11 protein-coding genes are annotated in these 13,720 nt (G+C 73.3%); 4 read left to right on the top strand and 7 right to left on the bottom strand.

Features of this window, described 5'->3' with window-relative positions; genetic code table 11:
• Positions 1-24: 24 nt before the first annotated feature.
• The gene (locus NIE111_RS28110) at positions 25-195 is read right to left on the bottom strand and encodes a hypothetical protein (RefSeq protein WP_238687301.1); all 171 of its coding nucleotides are present in this window, start codon (positions 193-195) and stop codon (positions 25-27) included.
• Positions 196-402: 207 nt separating this feature from the next.
• Between NIE111_RS28110 and NIE111_RS28105 the strand changes: the two genes are divergently transcribed.
• Positions 403-1,089: a DUF4191 domain-containing protein gene (locus NIE111_RS28105; RefSeq protein WP_091407420.1), complete on the top strand. Its 687-nt coding sequence runs from the start codon at positions 403-405 to the stop codon at positions 1,087-1,089.
• Between the two features lie 378 nt (positions 1,090-1,467).
• Here the strand turns inward: NIE111_RS28105 and NIE111_RS28100 are convergent, their stop codons facing one another.
• On the bottom strand, positions 1,468-1,866 hold the full coding sequence (locus tag NIE111_RS28100; RefSeq protein ID WP_308193766.1) for an RDD family protein: 399 nt from the start codon (positions 1,864-1,866) through the stop codon (positions 1,468-1,470).
• Positions 1,867-2,128: 262 nt separating this feature from the next.
• Here NIE111_RS28100 and glnA point away from each other — a divergent pair, with 262 nt between their 5' ends.
• The 3 genes from glnA to NIE111_RS28085 all read left to right on the top strand — a co-directional run bounded on the left by glnA (position 2,129) and on the right by NIE111_RS28085 (position 5,030).
• A complete protein-coding gene (gene glnA, locus NIE111_RS28095) occupies positions 2,129-3,553 on the top strand; it encodes a type I glutamate--ammonia ligase (RefSeq protein ID WP_112671701.1) in 1,425 nt (474 codons plus the stop codon).
• 131 nt (positions 3,554-3,684) lie between these two features.
• Positions 3,685-4,050 carry a PadR family transcriptional regulator gene (locus NIE111_RS28090; protein ID WP_238687300.1) on the top strand — a complete coding sequence of 122 codons (366 nt, stop codon included), beginning with the start codon at positions 3,685-3,687 and terminating at the stop codon, positions 4,048-4,050.
• On the top strand, positions 4,047-5,030 hold the full coding sequence (locus NIE111_RS28085; RefSeq protein WP_238687299.1) for a hypothetical protein: 984 nt from the start codon (positions 4,047-4,049) through the stop codon (positions 5,028-5,030). The genes NIE111_RS28090 and NIE111_RS28085 overlap by 4 nt, the downstream gene beginning before the upstream one ends.
• A gap of 164 nt (positions 5,031-5,194) precedes the next feature.
• On the opposite strand, the gene mptB (NIE111_RS28080) is transcribed toward NIE111_RS28085, so the two are convergent.
• Genes mptB (NIE111_RS28080) through NIE111_RS28060 form a run of 5 tightly spaced genes read right to left on the bottom strand, consistent with a single transcriptional unit; the run spans position 5,195 to position 13,626 of the window.
• A complete protein-coding gene (mptB, locus tag NIE111_RS28080) occupies positions 5,195-6,721 on the bottom strand; it encodes a polyprenol phosphomannose-dependent alpha 1,6 mannosyltransferase MptB (RefSeq protein ID WP_238687298.1) in 1,527 nt (508 codons plus the stop codon).
• A 14-nt stretch (positions 6,722-6,735) separates the two neighbouring features.
• Positions 6,736-8,136, bottom strand: coding sequence for a polyprenol phosphomannose-dependent alpha 1,6 mannosyltransferase MptB (gene mptB / locus NIE111_RS28075; RefSeq protein ID WP_238687297.1), 1,401 nt, complete (start codon positions 8,134-8,136; stop codon positions 6,736-6,738).
• Between the two features lie 48 nt (positions 8,137-8,184).
• A complete protein-coding gene (locus NIE111_RS28070) occupies positions 8,185-9,804 on the bottom strand; it encodes a hypothetical protein (protein ID WP_238687296.1) in 1,620 nt (539 codons plus the stop codon).
• Positions 9,797-12,859: a bifunctional [glutamine synthetase] adenylyltransferase/[glutamine synthetase]-adenylyl-L-tyrosine phosphorylase gene (locus tag NIE111_RS28065; protein ID WP_238687295.1), complete on the bottom strand. Its 3,063-nt coding sequence runs from the start codon at positions 12,857-12,859 to the stop codon at positions 9,797-9,799. The genes NIE111_RS28070 and NIE111_RS28065 overlap by 8 nt, the downstream gene beginning before the upstream one ends.
• On the bottom strand, positions 12,859-13,626 hold the full coding sequence (locus tag NIE111_RS28060; protein WP_238687294.1) for a type 1 glutamine amidotransferase: 768 nt from the start codon (positions 13,624-13,626) through the stop codon (positions 12,859-12,861). The genes NIE111_RS28065 and NIE111_RS28060 overlap by 1 nt, the downstream gene beginning before the upstream one ends.
• Positions 13,627-13,720: the final 94 nt, after the last annotated feature.

Raw genomic sequence — 13,720 nt, 5'->3', positions numbered from 1 at the left:
GCGTGGCGGGCGCCGTGGGCGCGGTCACCGGCGGGCGTCGCTGGTGCGACCGGCCTGCCTGCGCCGGCCCAACCACCCTCGGCTGACCGGACGCGACAGCGACCGGGCGAGCCGGTCCGCGGCCGCGTCGGCGCGCAGCTCGGCGGAGTGGGTACGGTGCAGTGTGAGCAGGAAATCTGCGTCGTTGCCGAACATGTCGGGCTCCTTCGTGGCGTCGTCGTCTTCTGCTGACGACTCTTCGCGCGAAGGCCCCACCCGGGCATGGGCATGGCGCCTCATCTTCGCCGCCCACAGCCTCCTTACCCGTCCTGTCCGGGCGCGTACGGCGACGTAAGGTACTCAGCTGCCCCGGCACCCGGACGCGGATCAACCGGGCCGGCGGCGACCACTAGACTCTGCGGCATGGCAAAGCCCCAGGAGAAGGTCTCGTTCGGCCAGCGGCTGAAGCAGATCGGGATGGTGTTCCAGTTCACCGCCAAGCAGGACCGGTGGTTCGCGCCGCTGGTCGCCGCCGCGGTGCTCATCCCGCTCGCGCTCACCGTGGTCGCGGTCATCCTCTGGAGCTGGATCTGGCTGCCGATCGGCATCCTGTTCGTCCTGCTCGCGGTGCTGATCGTGCTCAACCTGCGGTCCAACAAGGCGATGATGAACGCCGCCGAGGGGCAACCCGGCGCGGCGGCGCAGATCATGGAGAACATGCGCGGCGACTGGCGGGTGACCCCGGCGGTCAGCTCGACGACCCAGATGGACATGGTCCACCTGGTGATCGGCCGCCCGGGCGTGATCCTGCTGGCCGAGGGCAACCCGCAGCGGGTGCGCGGCCTGCTCGGCCAGGAGAAGCGGCGGCTGTCCAAGGTGATCGGCTCCGCTCCCCTGCACGACTACGTGATCGGGCAGGAGGAAGGCGAGCTGCCGATCCGCAAGTTGCGGACGACGCTGCTGCGCCTGCCCCGCGCCCTCTCCGGCAAGGACGTCAACTCGCTGGACAAGCGACTCAAGGCGCTCACCGCCCGGCCACAGATGCCCAAGGGCGCGATCCCGAAGAACATGCGGCCGCCAGGCGCCTTCCGCCAGTCGCGGGGCCGCTGACCCCAGGTGTACGCGTAAGAGCCGGACCCGTGCGGGTCCGGCTCTTTTCACGTACACCCTGAGGTGCCCACCCCCGACGCTCCGCCCGCCGTCGCCGTCGCCCTTGCCCTTGCCCTTGCCCTCGCCGTCGCCGGCGCCGTTGGCCTCGCCGCCGCCGTCGCCCTCGCCCTCGCCCTCGCCCTCGCCCTCGCCATGATCGTGCTCGATCCTGGATGCAGTGGCCTCAGGCGCGGAGGATGCCACTACATCCAGGATCGAGTGCGATCAGCGCGATCAGCGCGATCAGCGCGATCAGCGCGATCAGCGCGATCAGCGCGATCTTGCGGGTTGCGGGTTGCGGGGTCGCGCGGCCCCGGACCGGCCTTGGCGGGGTCGGCCTCAGCCGCGGGGGGCGTCGACGATGACCGAGCCGGCGATTCGGTCGTGCAGGCCGCGCCGGTGCTCGTCCATGATCAGTGCGGGGACGACGAGGGCAAGCAGCAGGCCACGGATCAGCCCCCGGAGCACGCCGATCCGGCCACCGTCGTGCCAGGTCACACAGCGGATCCTGGTGATGTACATGCCCGGCGTCTGGGCGAACAGGCCGAGGAAGATGCCGTACTCCAGGACGAGCACCAGCACCGGGGCCCATCCGTCGCGTACCGGGTCGGCGAAGAAGTTGGACACCAGCAGGCAGAGCACCCAGTCGATGATCAGCGCCCCGAACCGCCGACCGAGGCTCGGCGCGGTGAACGTGGGATCGGTGGCCGGCGCTGCCGGAAGGTGCGGGTTGGTCACAGCGGTCAAGGGTATCCGCGCCGGGATGAGGGCTTGCCGGGTGCCACCGCCGCTGTGTGCCGATTCAGGCCAAAGGCATCAGATGTCATTACACTGGCACAGTCGGTACGGCGTTCCTGGCGGGCCGAGGCGCGGACCGGGGCGTCGCTGACGCTCCGCGAGGGACGTAACACGGCAGAAACAACGGAGACACGGCCGGGCAACCCCCCGGCCCTAGCGTCGCCAGAAGCCTAGCCACCCCGTGGACGTGCCAGGAGGATGTGTGTTCGCCAATCCCGAGGAACTGCTGCGATACCTCAAGAACGAGGACGTGAAGTTCGTCGACGTTCGTTTCTGTGACCTGCCCGGCGTGATGCAGCACTTCAATCTGCCGGTCGAGTCCGTCAACGACGACCTCTTCACCGACGGCCTCGCGTTCGACGGTTCGTCGATCCGCGGTTTCCAGGCGATCCACGAGTCGGACATGCTCCTGCTCCCGGATGTCGCCACCGCGTTCATCGACCCGTTCCGCGCGCAGAAGACGCTCGCGCTCAACTTCTTCATCCACGACCCGTTCACCCGCGAGGCCTACAGCCGCGACCCGCGTAACGTGGCGAAGAAGGCCGAGGCGTACCTGGCGGCGAGCGGCATCGCCGACACCGCCTACTTCGGCGCCGAGGCGGAGTTCTACATCTTCGACTCGATCCGTCACGAGACCTCGGCGCATCAGTCGTTCTACTACATCGACTCGATCGAGGGCGCCTGGAACACCGGCCGCGAAGAGCCGGGCGGCAACCGCGGTTACAAGACCGCGTACAAGGGCGGCTACTTCCCCGTCCCGCCGGTCGACCACTACGCCGACCTGCGTGACTCGATCGTGCGCCGCCTGGTCGACACCGGCTTCAACGTGGAGCGCTCGCACCACGAGGTGGGCACCGCCGGCCAGTCCGAAATCAACTACCGGTTCTCCACCCTGCTGCACGCCGGTGACCAGCTCCAGCTCTTCAAGTACATCGTGAAGAACGAGGCCTGGGCCAACGGCAAGACCGCGACGTTCATGCCCAAGCCGCTGTTCGGCGACAACGGCTCCGGCATGCACACCCACCAGAGCCTCTGGCTCAACGGTGAGCCGCTGTTCTACGACGAGACCGGCTACGCCGGCCTGTCCGACATGGCCCGCTGGTACATCGGCGGTCTGCTGCACCACGCGCCGTCGCTGCTGGCCTTCACCAACCCGACGATCAACTCGTACCGTCGTCTGGTGCCGGGCTTCGAGGCGCCGGTCAACCTGGTCTACTCGCAGCGCAACCGGTCCGCCTGCACCCGCATCCCGGTGACCGGCGCGAACCCGAAGGCCAAGCGCGTCGAGTTCCGCGTCCCGGACCCGTCGGCCAACGTCTACCTGGCCTTCTCGGCCATGATGATGGCCGGCCTCGACGGCATCAAGAGCAAGATCGAGCCGCCGACGCCGATCGACAAGGACCTCTACGACCTCCCGCCGGAGGAGTGGGGCGACGTCAAGCAGGTGCCGGGCTCGCTGTCGGCAGTGCTCGACTCGCTGGAGGCCGACCACGACTACCTGCTCGACGGTGGCGTCTTCACCCCCGACCTGATCTCCACCTGGGTCGACTGGAAGCGCGCCAACGAGGTCGACCCGGTGCGCCTGCGCCCGACCCCGCACGAGTTCGCCATGTACTACGACTGCTGAGCAGTCAGACGCACGACGACTGCTGAGCAGTCGCTGAAACACCGGCCGGGCCGGCTCCGCTCACCGCGGAGCCGGCCCGGCTCGCTGTGCGCTGCCCTCCGGCATACCTTCGCGTCCGATATATTGCTCCGGTGGACACACCACTGCGCGAACCGACTTTCCTGATCCTCACCGCGCTGGCCGGCCAGCCGATGCACGGCTACGGGCTGATCGGCGAGGTCGCCGCCCTCTCCGACAACCGGGTGTCGCTACGCCCTGGAACGCTCTACGGGGCGCTCGACCGGCTGGTCGACGCCGGCCTCGTCGAGGTCGACAGGGAAGAGGTGGTGGACGGCCGACTGCGCCGCTACTACCGCCTCTCCCCCGGCGGCGAGACCACGTTGAGCACCGAGACCGAGCGGCTGCGCCGCAACGTCGAAGCCGCCACCGCCCGGCTGTCCAAGCGGACTCGCGCCGCCCTCCCGACCACCCCACGCACGGCCGGAGGCTTGGCATGAACGACCTGGAACGCCGATACCTCCGGCTGCTGCGCGCGTACCCCGCTGACTACCGGCGTGCCCGAGGCGCCGAAATCGTCGGTACCTACCTCGACCTGGCCGCCCCCGACCAACGCTGGCCGGCGCCGGTGGACGCCGCGGACCTGCTGCGCGGGGGCCTCCGCCAGCGACTGCGGGCCGCGGGCATCACCGACCTGATCCCCGGGGTACGCCTCGCGGCGCTGCTCGCCCTGGTCACCGCGAGCGCCCTCGCCGGCGTCTGGGGTACGGCGGAGCTGCATCCGCCACCCGTGGAGTGGGGCCTCCCCCACGTCGGCCCGTTCGTCTCGCTCGGCGTCGTCGCGTGGGCGGCATGGCTGCTGGCGACGGCGGTGATCGCCGTCGCGCCGAGCCGGGTCGCCCGGTGGGCCATCACCCTCGCGCTCCTGGTCACGATCGCGCTGCCACCGGTGGCCGCGGCGCTCGACGCACTCCGACCGCCGCTGATGGTGCTGCTGCCGCAGGTGGCCCTGGGCCTGCTGGGGCTCGCCCTGCCCGACCGAGCATCCCGGGCGACCCGCCTCGCGCCGGCGCTGTCCGCGCTGTCGGCGGTGGTGGCGACGGAATTCCTGGTGGGCTTGGATGCGGTCGGCAGCTACTACGGCGCCACCCTGGAAGTCTTCCTGCCCACCGTCGGCGGGTTACTGCTGGTCGTCGGGGCCCTGCTGGCCATGGGTCTGGCACTGGGCGGAGACACCCGCGGCGGCTGGGCGCTCGTCACACTGCTCACCCCCGCCGGCTTCCTGGCGGTGCCCGGCCTGGCTGACAGCTTCGGCCCGGCATACGGCGCCATCACCTTCGCGGAACTGGCCGTGACCGCTGTCGCCGTCGCGCTCGCCGGTCCGGCCGCACTGTTCCTGGCCGTCGTGTTCCGCTCCCGCCGGACCTCCACCCCCCAACCCTCGGGCCAGCCCTGCCCCACCTGCGGCGCGCGAACCTGACCCCCTTCGTCCCGCCTCAAGATCGTGCTCGATCCTGGATGTAGTGGCCTCGATCGCGTCGGACACCACTACATCCACGTTCGAGCACGATCTTGACCGCAAGACGATGACGATCATGAGGTTGGCGGGGCGTTCCGTCCAGATTGTCCCCGTCAACCTCATGATCAACGGCGGCGGGCGGCGCGGGCGGCGCGCCGGGTGCGGGCGAGCACGGTCAGGAGCAGGGCGGTCATCGCCAGTGCACCGGGTGCCTTGGTGACGCGGGCCAGGTTGGTGCCGTCGGGCAGGGCCAGGAAGGCTGCCGCCGCGGTGGGCAGCACGAACCACGTCGTACGGGCGGCGGTGAGCGCCAGCAGCGCCAGCGGCCAGGTCGCGTACCAGGGGTGGAAGACCGGGGACAGGACGACGGTGGCGACCAGCGCCAACGCCGCGCCGCGCAGCGCCACCCGGGACCGCGCCACTCCCGAACACCCCACCTCGTTCAGCCCGCGCAGGATCTGCCAGGCCCGCCACCAGAGCACTACCAGCACCCCGACGAGCAGCAGCAGCGCGACCGCTCGGAGGACCGGCACCGCCTGCGGGTCCCGGCCGACCAGCGCGCCGACGTAGTCCACGACGAAGCCCACGGCGGTGGGTGGTGACGTCCACTGCTCCGAGTCGCCGCTGTGGGTCAGCCCGCCCACCCAGCCGAAGCCGAGGCCGGACACCGCCGAGGTGACCAGCAGCGCGCCGAGCAGCCCACCGGCCAGCCAACCACAGTGGCGTACCAACGCCCGAACGGTGTACTGGTCGGGCATCCCGGCCAGCACGGCGAACGGCACCACCACCACGGCGCTGGCCTTCACAGTGACCGCCAACCCGAGCAGCGCTCCGGCGAGCAGCAGCGCCGCCGGCCGACCTGGTCGACGGACCACGACCAGCAGTCCACACAGCAGCAGGCCCAGCATCACGGCGTCGTTGTGCGCGCCGGCCACCAGGTGGACGCCGACCAGCGGACCGGCCAGCGCCAACCAGACCGCGCGCCGGGCCGGCACCCCGGCCGCCCAGCCGGTCGACGCTCCCCGCCCCTGCCGGGCCGGCACCCCGGCCGCCCGCGCCAGAGCGGGCAGGCAGAGCGCGGCCAGCAGCAGCCCCGCCACGGCGATCACGCGCAGCGCCACGATGGTGCCGGTGAGCCCGCCGCCGAGACCGACGGCGAGGGCCGCGAGCAGGACGAACACCGGCCCGTACGGTGCCGGGGTGTCCCGCCAGATCGGCGCCACGGTGTCCAGCCAGGGGCAGCCCGCCGCCGCCACCCCCACTGTGTACGGGTCGACGCCGTGCGCGTACGTCCAGCCCTGGCAGGCGTACGAGTAGACGTCCCGGCTGCCCAACGGTGGTGCGACCAGCAGCGGTAGCGCCCACAGCCCGGCGGTGACGTACGCCCAACGGGTCGACGGCGCACCCTCGCGCAGTGACCACCACGCCCCGACCAGCAGCACGGTGCCGGCCAGCCAGCAGGTCAGCGTCGCCGGGCCGTCCGGGGTTCGCCAGATCGACGCGGGTGTCGCGCCCAGCGGGGCGTCGGGCAGCGCCCCGCCGAGGTATCCGGCCACGGCGAGCAGAACCGCGCCGGCCAGGCCCGCGTACCGGGCACCCGATGACGCCGACGTCACAGGCGGCGGCGGAACAGGCGGGCCGGGAGCGGTCACCGGCGCACCTTCCCTCAATCGACGGCGACCGGCTGACGGGCCGCCCGAGCCGACCGTACCAACCGGATGACCAGCACGATCACCAACAGCGTCATCAGCGGCGCCCCGACCGTCTTGGTGTACCGGGGAAACCCGGTGCCGTCGGGCAGGACCAGGAAGGACGCGACCACTGCGACCACGATGAACCATCTGGTCCGTTGGGCGGTGGCCGCCAGGACGAACAGCGGCCAGGTCCAGTACCAGGGGTGCACGACGGGGGCGAGCGCGACGGTGAGGGCGAGCGCGAGGCCGGCGTGGTACAGCGGGTCGCGGGTGCGGGCCCGCCACCAGAGCCAGACGAGCAGTACGGCCAGGAGGACCACGGCGATCCCGCGGGTGACCGGCAGCGCGTCGATGTGACCGCCGAACAGCGCCGCGACGTACCCGACCGTCTGGCCCACTGCTGTCGACGGGGACGTCCAGGCGATGGCGGCGCCACTCTGGGACAGTCCGCCGACCCAGGCGAAGTCCAGCCCACCGGCGACTGTCACACCGACAACCGTGGCGACGGTGCCGCCGACCACCCAGCCGCCGTCACGAATCAGCGTGCGGATCCGGTACGGCCCGGCGGTGGCCGCCAGTGCGGCGAACGGCACCACCACCACGGCGGTCACCTTGATCGCCACCGCGAGTCCGAGGAGCAGCCCGCCGACCAGCAGCATTCCGCGTCGGCCCGGGTGCGTCGCCACCACTGCCAGCCCACCGACCAACGCGGCGAGCATCAGCGCCTCGTTGTGGGGGCCACCGATCAGGTGCGCGGCGACCAGCGGGGAACCCAACGCCAGCCACACCGCCCGCTTCGCCGGCACACCGGCCCGACGCGCCAGCGCCGGCAGGGCCCACGCGGCGACGGCCACGCCGACCAGCGACAGCGCACGGAACAGCACGATGCTGGCGGTCAGCGAACCGGTGGCCTTCACCACGGCGCCCGCGATGAGCACGAACAGCGGCCCGTACGGCGCCGGGGTGTCGCGCCAGATGACCGACACCGTGTCCAGCCACGGGCAGGGCAGCGCGGAGACGCCCTGTTCGTACGGGCTGATGCCGCCGGCGAAGCTGGCGCCCTGGCAGGTGTACGCGTACACGTCCCGGCTGCCGAAGGGCGGCGCGATCAGCAACGGCAGCAGCCAGAGCCCGACGGTGACCAGTGCCCACCGCGTCGAGGGCCCCCCGTCACGCAGCGCCCACCAGGCGTACGCCATCAGGCCGGTGCCGACCGCCCAGGCGGCGAGGATCAGCGGGCCGTTGGGCCCCTGCCAGATGCTGACCGGGGTGCTGCGCAGGGGGCCGCTGGGAAACGCGCCGCCGAGGAAAGCGGAGAGCGCGAGCAGCATCGAGCCGGCCAGGCCGGTCCAGCGCGCGAGGTGGGAGGGCACGTCGGACATGCTGCCAGCCCGTCGGTGGGAGGCCGACGGCAGGCACTGTCAGCAGTGGCGCGCCGGTGCCAGCCCACTGGAGATCGAGTAGTCGCCGGCGGCGCGGACCCGTACCTCGGTCCACCCGTCCGCGCCCGGTCGCAGACAACCGTCCGGGCCGTTCAGAGTGAGCCAGCGTGACCAGCGCACCCGGACCGGCACGTCCCCGGGCGTGGCGGTCAGGCGGACCGCGCCGCGGTCGGCGGCGACGAGGTGACCCGGGGCACCGACCAGCGGGGTCGGATCGACCACTGCGTACATCTGCCAGGTGGCGTCTCGCCAGACCTCCCGCAGGTACGGCAGGCCGGCGCGGATCAGCGCGGCCTCGTCGCGGGCCCACCGGTCGGCGGGTGCGTCGGGGGCGAGCACCACGTAGCTCACCGCCTCGTGCCGTAACCACTGCTCGTACGTCTGCGCGTTCAGGTTGCCGTCGTAGAACAGCGCGTTGCGGTCGCTGTCGACCTGGCGTTCCCAACCTCGGGCCAGTGGCACCGTCGGCGGCAGGTACGCGGACTCCCAGTGGTCGCGCAGCGGCACCACCTCGACCCGCCCGACCGGCTGCCGCCTGTCGAGTTCGGCGACGAGCGGCTGGTAGAAGCCTTCGGCGCTCTCCGGGGCGCCGGCCCGGGTCACGTCGCTCGTCATCACCGGGGACTGCCACCAGACGGTCGCGGCGAGCAGCCCGGCCAGCCACGGTCCCGGCAACGCGGCGTATCCGGCCAGCACGGGCACTGCGAACAGCATCGGCAGCCGTAGCGCGTTGGAACCGATCGGGCTGGGCACGTAGTACGCCCCGATGAGGAGCAGCACGGTGAGCACCGCGCCGACGCGCAGTACCCGGCGGCGACGCGGCAGCACGACCGCCACCAGCACCGCGAGCGCGACGTTGATGCGCATCGACTCGGCCGAGTACGGCTGGGTGCCGCCGTTGCCGAAGACGAACGCCATCGGGGCGAGCGTGACGGCGGGCGCCACGGCCAGGACGAACCCCTCGGCCAGTGGTCGCTCGGCTCGCCAGCCTCCGGGCAGCGGGCGGCCCGGCCCGTCACCGGTGCGCAGCGCGCTCAGCAGCAGCGCCGCGCCGGCCAGCCCGGTGAACAGGCCGGCGACCGGGCTGGCCGCCGTCGCCAGTGCGGCGCAGACGGCGGCGAGCGTCAACCGGAGCCAACGCGGTGGGCGTTGCGCGCTGACCGCGCAGAGCGCCAGCAGCCCGAACGCCAGCCCGACCGCGAAGGTGATGCGACCGCTCGCCAGGTTGCCGACCAGCACCACAGCGCCGAGGACGCCGGCCAGCAGTGGTCGGCGGGCCCGGTTACGGGTGAACAGCCAACCCAGCGCGGCAGCACCGACCACGGCGGCGACCGCCCCCAGCGGACGCACCCCGATCAGCGCGCCGAACCTGGCCGTGAAGAGGCTGTAGCCGTACTGGTTGACGCCGCCGTACCAGCCGAAGTCGACCGGCGCGGCCCCGTACCGCTCGGTGAACTCGACGCGGGCCACCTGGGCGGCGAGGTCGGTGCCCATCGGCGGCGCGAGGAGGAACGCGACGACGAGCAGCACCGCCACACCGGTCGCCGCCGCCCAACCCGTGACGCTCCGCCCGACTGGGGGCGGCGACGCGTCAGGCATCGAGGACCCGTTCGGCAGCGGCGCGGGAGCGGCGGCCGGTGCGCAGGTACTCGTCGAGGAACTCCCCCGGGTCGTCTCGGCCGAGTAGCCGGGCCACGCCGGCCAACTCCACGCCGTGCCGGGGCAGTTGGTCGCCGGCCCGGCCCCGGACCAGCATCAACGCGTTGCGGACCTGCGCGGCCAGGGCCCAACCGGCGGCCATCTCGGCGGCGTCCGCCGGGTCGATCAGGCCGGCCCGCTCGGCCGCCGCGAGGGCGTCGAGGGTACGCGTGCCGCGCAGCGCCGGGTTCGCGCCGGCGTGCCGGAGCTGGACGAGTTGCACCGCCCACTCCACGTCGGCGAGCCCACCGCGCCCCAGCTTGGTGTGGGTGGCCGGGTCGGCGCCACGGGGCAGCCGTTCGGTCTCCACCCGGGCCTTGATCCGCCGGATCTCGACGACCTGCTCGCGGGTCAGCCCGTCCGCCGGGTAGCGCACCGGCTCGATCATCGCCTCGAACTCGGCGCCCAGCTCGGCGTCGCCGCAGACGAACCGGGCGCGCAGCAGCGCCTGCGCCTCCCACACCCGCGACCAGCGGGCGTAGTACTGCGCGTACGCGGCGAGGCTGCGGACCAGCGGACCCTGGCGGCCCTCCGGCCGCAGGTCGGCGTCGACGCCCAGCGGCGGGTCGGGGGCGGGCACGCCGAGCAGTCGGCGCAGTTCCTCGGCGACGGCGTGCGCGGCGGCGCTGGCGGCGCTCTCGCTGGTGCCCGGCGGCGGGTCGTAGACGAAGAGCACGTCGGCGTCGGAGAGGTAGTTCGACTCGTACCCGCCGAGCCGGCCCATGCCGATCACCGCGAACCGCAGCCCCGCCGGTGCCGGCTGGCTGGCCTGAGCGGCCCGCAGCGCGGCGGCCAGTGTGGCGTCGGTGACGTCGGCGAGCGCCGTACCGACAGCGGTGATGTCGGACAGCCCGCGGGCGGGCCGGTTCGCGCCGTCCGCCCGGGTGGGGCTGGGCGCGAGCGCGCCGGCCCGGCAGAGCACGTCGGCGCAGGCCACCCGGACCAGTTCGCGACGTCGCAGCGCGCGCACCGCGCTGGTGGCCTCGACCGGGTCGGTGTGCCGGGCCGCCGCCGCCAGGAACCCCTCCCGCAGCACCTCGGGCGCGCGTGGCGCCAGCTCGTTCTCCTCGGCCAGCAGCCGCAGCGCCTCCGGGTCGCGGGCGAGCAGGTCGGCCACGTACCGGGACAGGGCGAGGACCCGGGCCAGCCGACGGGCGACCGGGCCGCCGTCGCGCAGCAGCCGCAGATACCAGGGGGTGCTGCCCAGCTTGTCGGAGACCTTGCGGTAGTTGAGCAGCCCCCGGTCCGGCTCCGGCGCGTCGGCGAACTCGCTGAGCAGCACCGGCAGCAGGGTGCGCTGGATGGCCGCCGTGCGGCTCACCCCGCCGGTGAGCGCCTGGAGGTGACGCAACGCCCCGGCCGGGTCGGCGAAGCCGAGGATCTCCAGGCGGTTCCTGGCCGCCTCCGGGGTGAGCCGCAACCCGTCGGCCGGCACCCGGGCCACCGACTCCAGCAGCGGCCGGTAGAGCAGTTTGGCGTGCAGTCGGCGTACCTCGGTGGCGTGGGTGACCCACTCGGCCCGGAAGCTCTCCACGGCGCTGCGCCCCGGCGCGGCAGTGAAACCCAGCGCGGCGGCGAGCCAGCGCAGCGCGCCCGGCTCGGCGGGCACCGTGTGCGTACGACGCAGGCCCTGGAGTTGCAGCCGGTGCTCGACGCCGCGCAGGAAGCGGTAGCCGCGCAGCAGGGCCTCGCCGTCGGCCCGACCGACGTAGCCGCCGGCGACGAGCGCGCGCAACGCCGGGATGGTGCCCGGCGGGCGCAGCGTCTCGTCGCCGCGACCGTGCACGAGTTGCAGCAACTGGACGGCGAACTCGATGTCGCGCAGCCCGCCGGGACCGCGCTTGATCTCGCGCTCCAGCTCCTTCGGCGGGATGTGGTCGATGATCCGGCGGCGCATGGCGCGGACGTCCTCGACCGCCTCGGGTCGCTCGGCCGCCCGCCAGACCAGCGGCGCGAGCTGGTCGATCCACTCCTGGGCCAGCGGCAGGTCACCGGCTGCCGGACGGGCCTTGAGCAGCGCCTGGAACTCCCAGGTGCGCGCCCACCGCCGGTAGTAGGCAAGGTGGCTGGCGAGGGTCCGCACCAACGGGCCGCGGCTGCCCTCGGGGCGCAGCGCGGCGTCCACCGGCCAGGCGACCAGCCCGCAGATGTAGATCAACCGGGTCGCCACCAGTGTCGCGGCGGACAGGTCGGCGTCCTCGGCGGCGACGAAGATGACGTCCACGTCGGAGACGTAGTTCAGTTCGCCGCCGCCGCACTTTCCCATCGCCACCACCGCGAGCCGGGGCCGCCCGGTCCCCTCCGCCAGCTCCGCGACAGCGATCTCGTACGCCGCGGAGAGCGTCGCGTCGGCCAGCGCGGAGAGCGCCGCCATCGTCTGTTCCAGGCCGCGACCGCCGGTCAGGTCGGCCGCCGCGATCCGCAGCAACGCCAGGCGGTACGCGGTCCGCAGCGCCGCCACCGCGTTGCCGCCGTCGGCCGGCTCCAGCCGCCCCTCGGCGATCGGGGCGAGCCCGTCCGGTGCGGTCCGCAGCGCCCGGTAGTGCTCGGGGTGGGCCACCAGGTGGTCGCCGAGCGCCGCCGACGCGCCGAGCACGGCGATCAACCGCCGCCGTAGCCCGGGATCGGCGTACACGTCCGCCAGCAGCGGCGATTCGGCGCCGCCTTCGGCGGTGCGGCCGTCGGCGGCCCGGCTTCCGGCGCCGCCTTCGATGCTGCGGCCCTCGGCCTCCACGATGCGGTGCAGTTGGCGCAGCGCCAGGTCCGGGTCGGCGGCCCGGGACAGCGCGGCGAGCAACTCCGCAGCGGCCTCGTCGACCGGCTCCTGCTCGGCCGGCCGCCACAGCCGCAGCCCCTCCGGGCCGAGCAGGTCCGCGGCGCGCGCGCCGCCGTCGCCTTCGGCGGTGCCGAAGCCGTACCGGGCGAGCCGGCCCGGTGCCCTGGTCGGCCGGCTCATCAGTGCCCGAGCAACGGCAGGCCGCGCCGCGTCGTGCTGTCGTCCAACTCGCCGAGGGCGAGCGCGGCGAACCGGGCGGCGAACGGCTGCCAGACCTCCTCGACGTCGGGCAGCACCGAGGCACAGGCCGCGACCACCAGCTCCGGGTCGTAGCCCAGCTCGGCGAGTTGCGCCGAGTCGGTGGCCCAGTCGGCGATCATCGCGGCGTCGCACTCGATGTGGAACTGCAACCCCCAGGCCCGGTCACCGAGGCGGAACGCCTGATGCGGGTAGCGGGTGGAGGCGGCCAGCAGGGTCGCGCCCCGAGGCAGCTCGGTGATCTCGTCGGCGTGCCACTGGAGCACGTCCGGGATCAACGGCACGTACCGGAACAACGGGTCGTTCTCGGCGGCGTCGCGCCGGCCGACCACGCCGGGGCCGATCTCCGGCCCGGACGGGCTGCGCTCCACCAACCCGGCGTGCGCGGTGGCGAGCAGCTGCGCGCCCAGGCAGACCGCCAGGGTCGGCACCCGGTACCGGACGGCCTTGCGCAGCAGGCCCTCCACTGCGGGAAACCACCGCGCGCCGGGCGAGCCGTCCGGCAACGGGTACGCCTGTTGGTCGCCGCCGAGCACCACCAGCGCCGCGTACCCCTCCAGGTCGGCGGGGAGCTCGTCGCCGGCGTGCGGGCGCACCACCCACAGCTCCAGCCCAGCCTCGGTCAGCCACTCACCCAGCCGGCGCGCGTCGTCCGTCGGGTCGTTCTCGATCACCAGCGCGGTTGCCACAGGTCGAGGCTAGCCGGTACGCCGCACGGCACCACCCCCCGGCACGGGCCCGCCCGCTGGGTGGCGGCCCGGCCATGGTCGGGGTGATTAGGCT

Source organism: Micromonospora hortensis, from assembly GCF_022230935.1.
Classification (GTDB): domain Bacteria; phylum Actinomycetota; class Actinomycetes; order Mycobacteriales; family Micromonosporaceae; genus Micromonospora; species Micromonospora hortensis.
The sequence above is the reverse complement of the archived record's forward strand: the minus strand, read 5'-3'. Positions and strand labels throughout refer to the sequence as shown.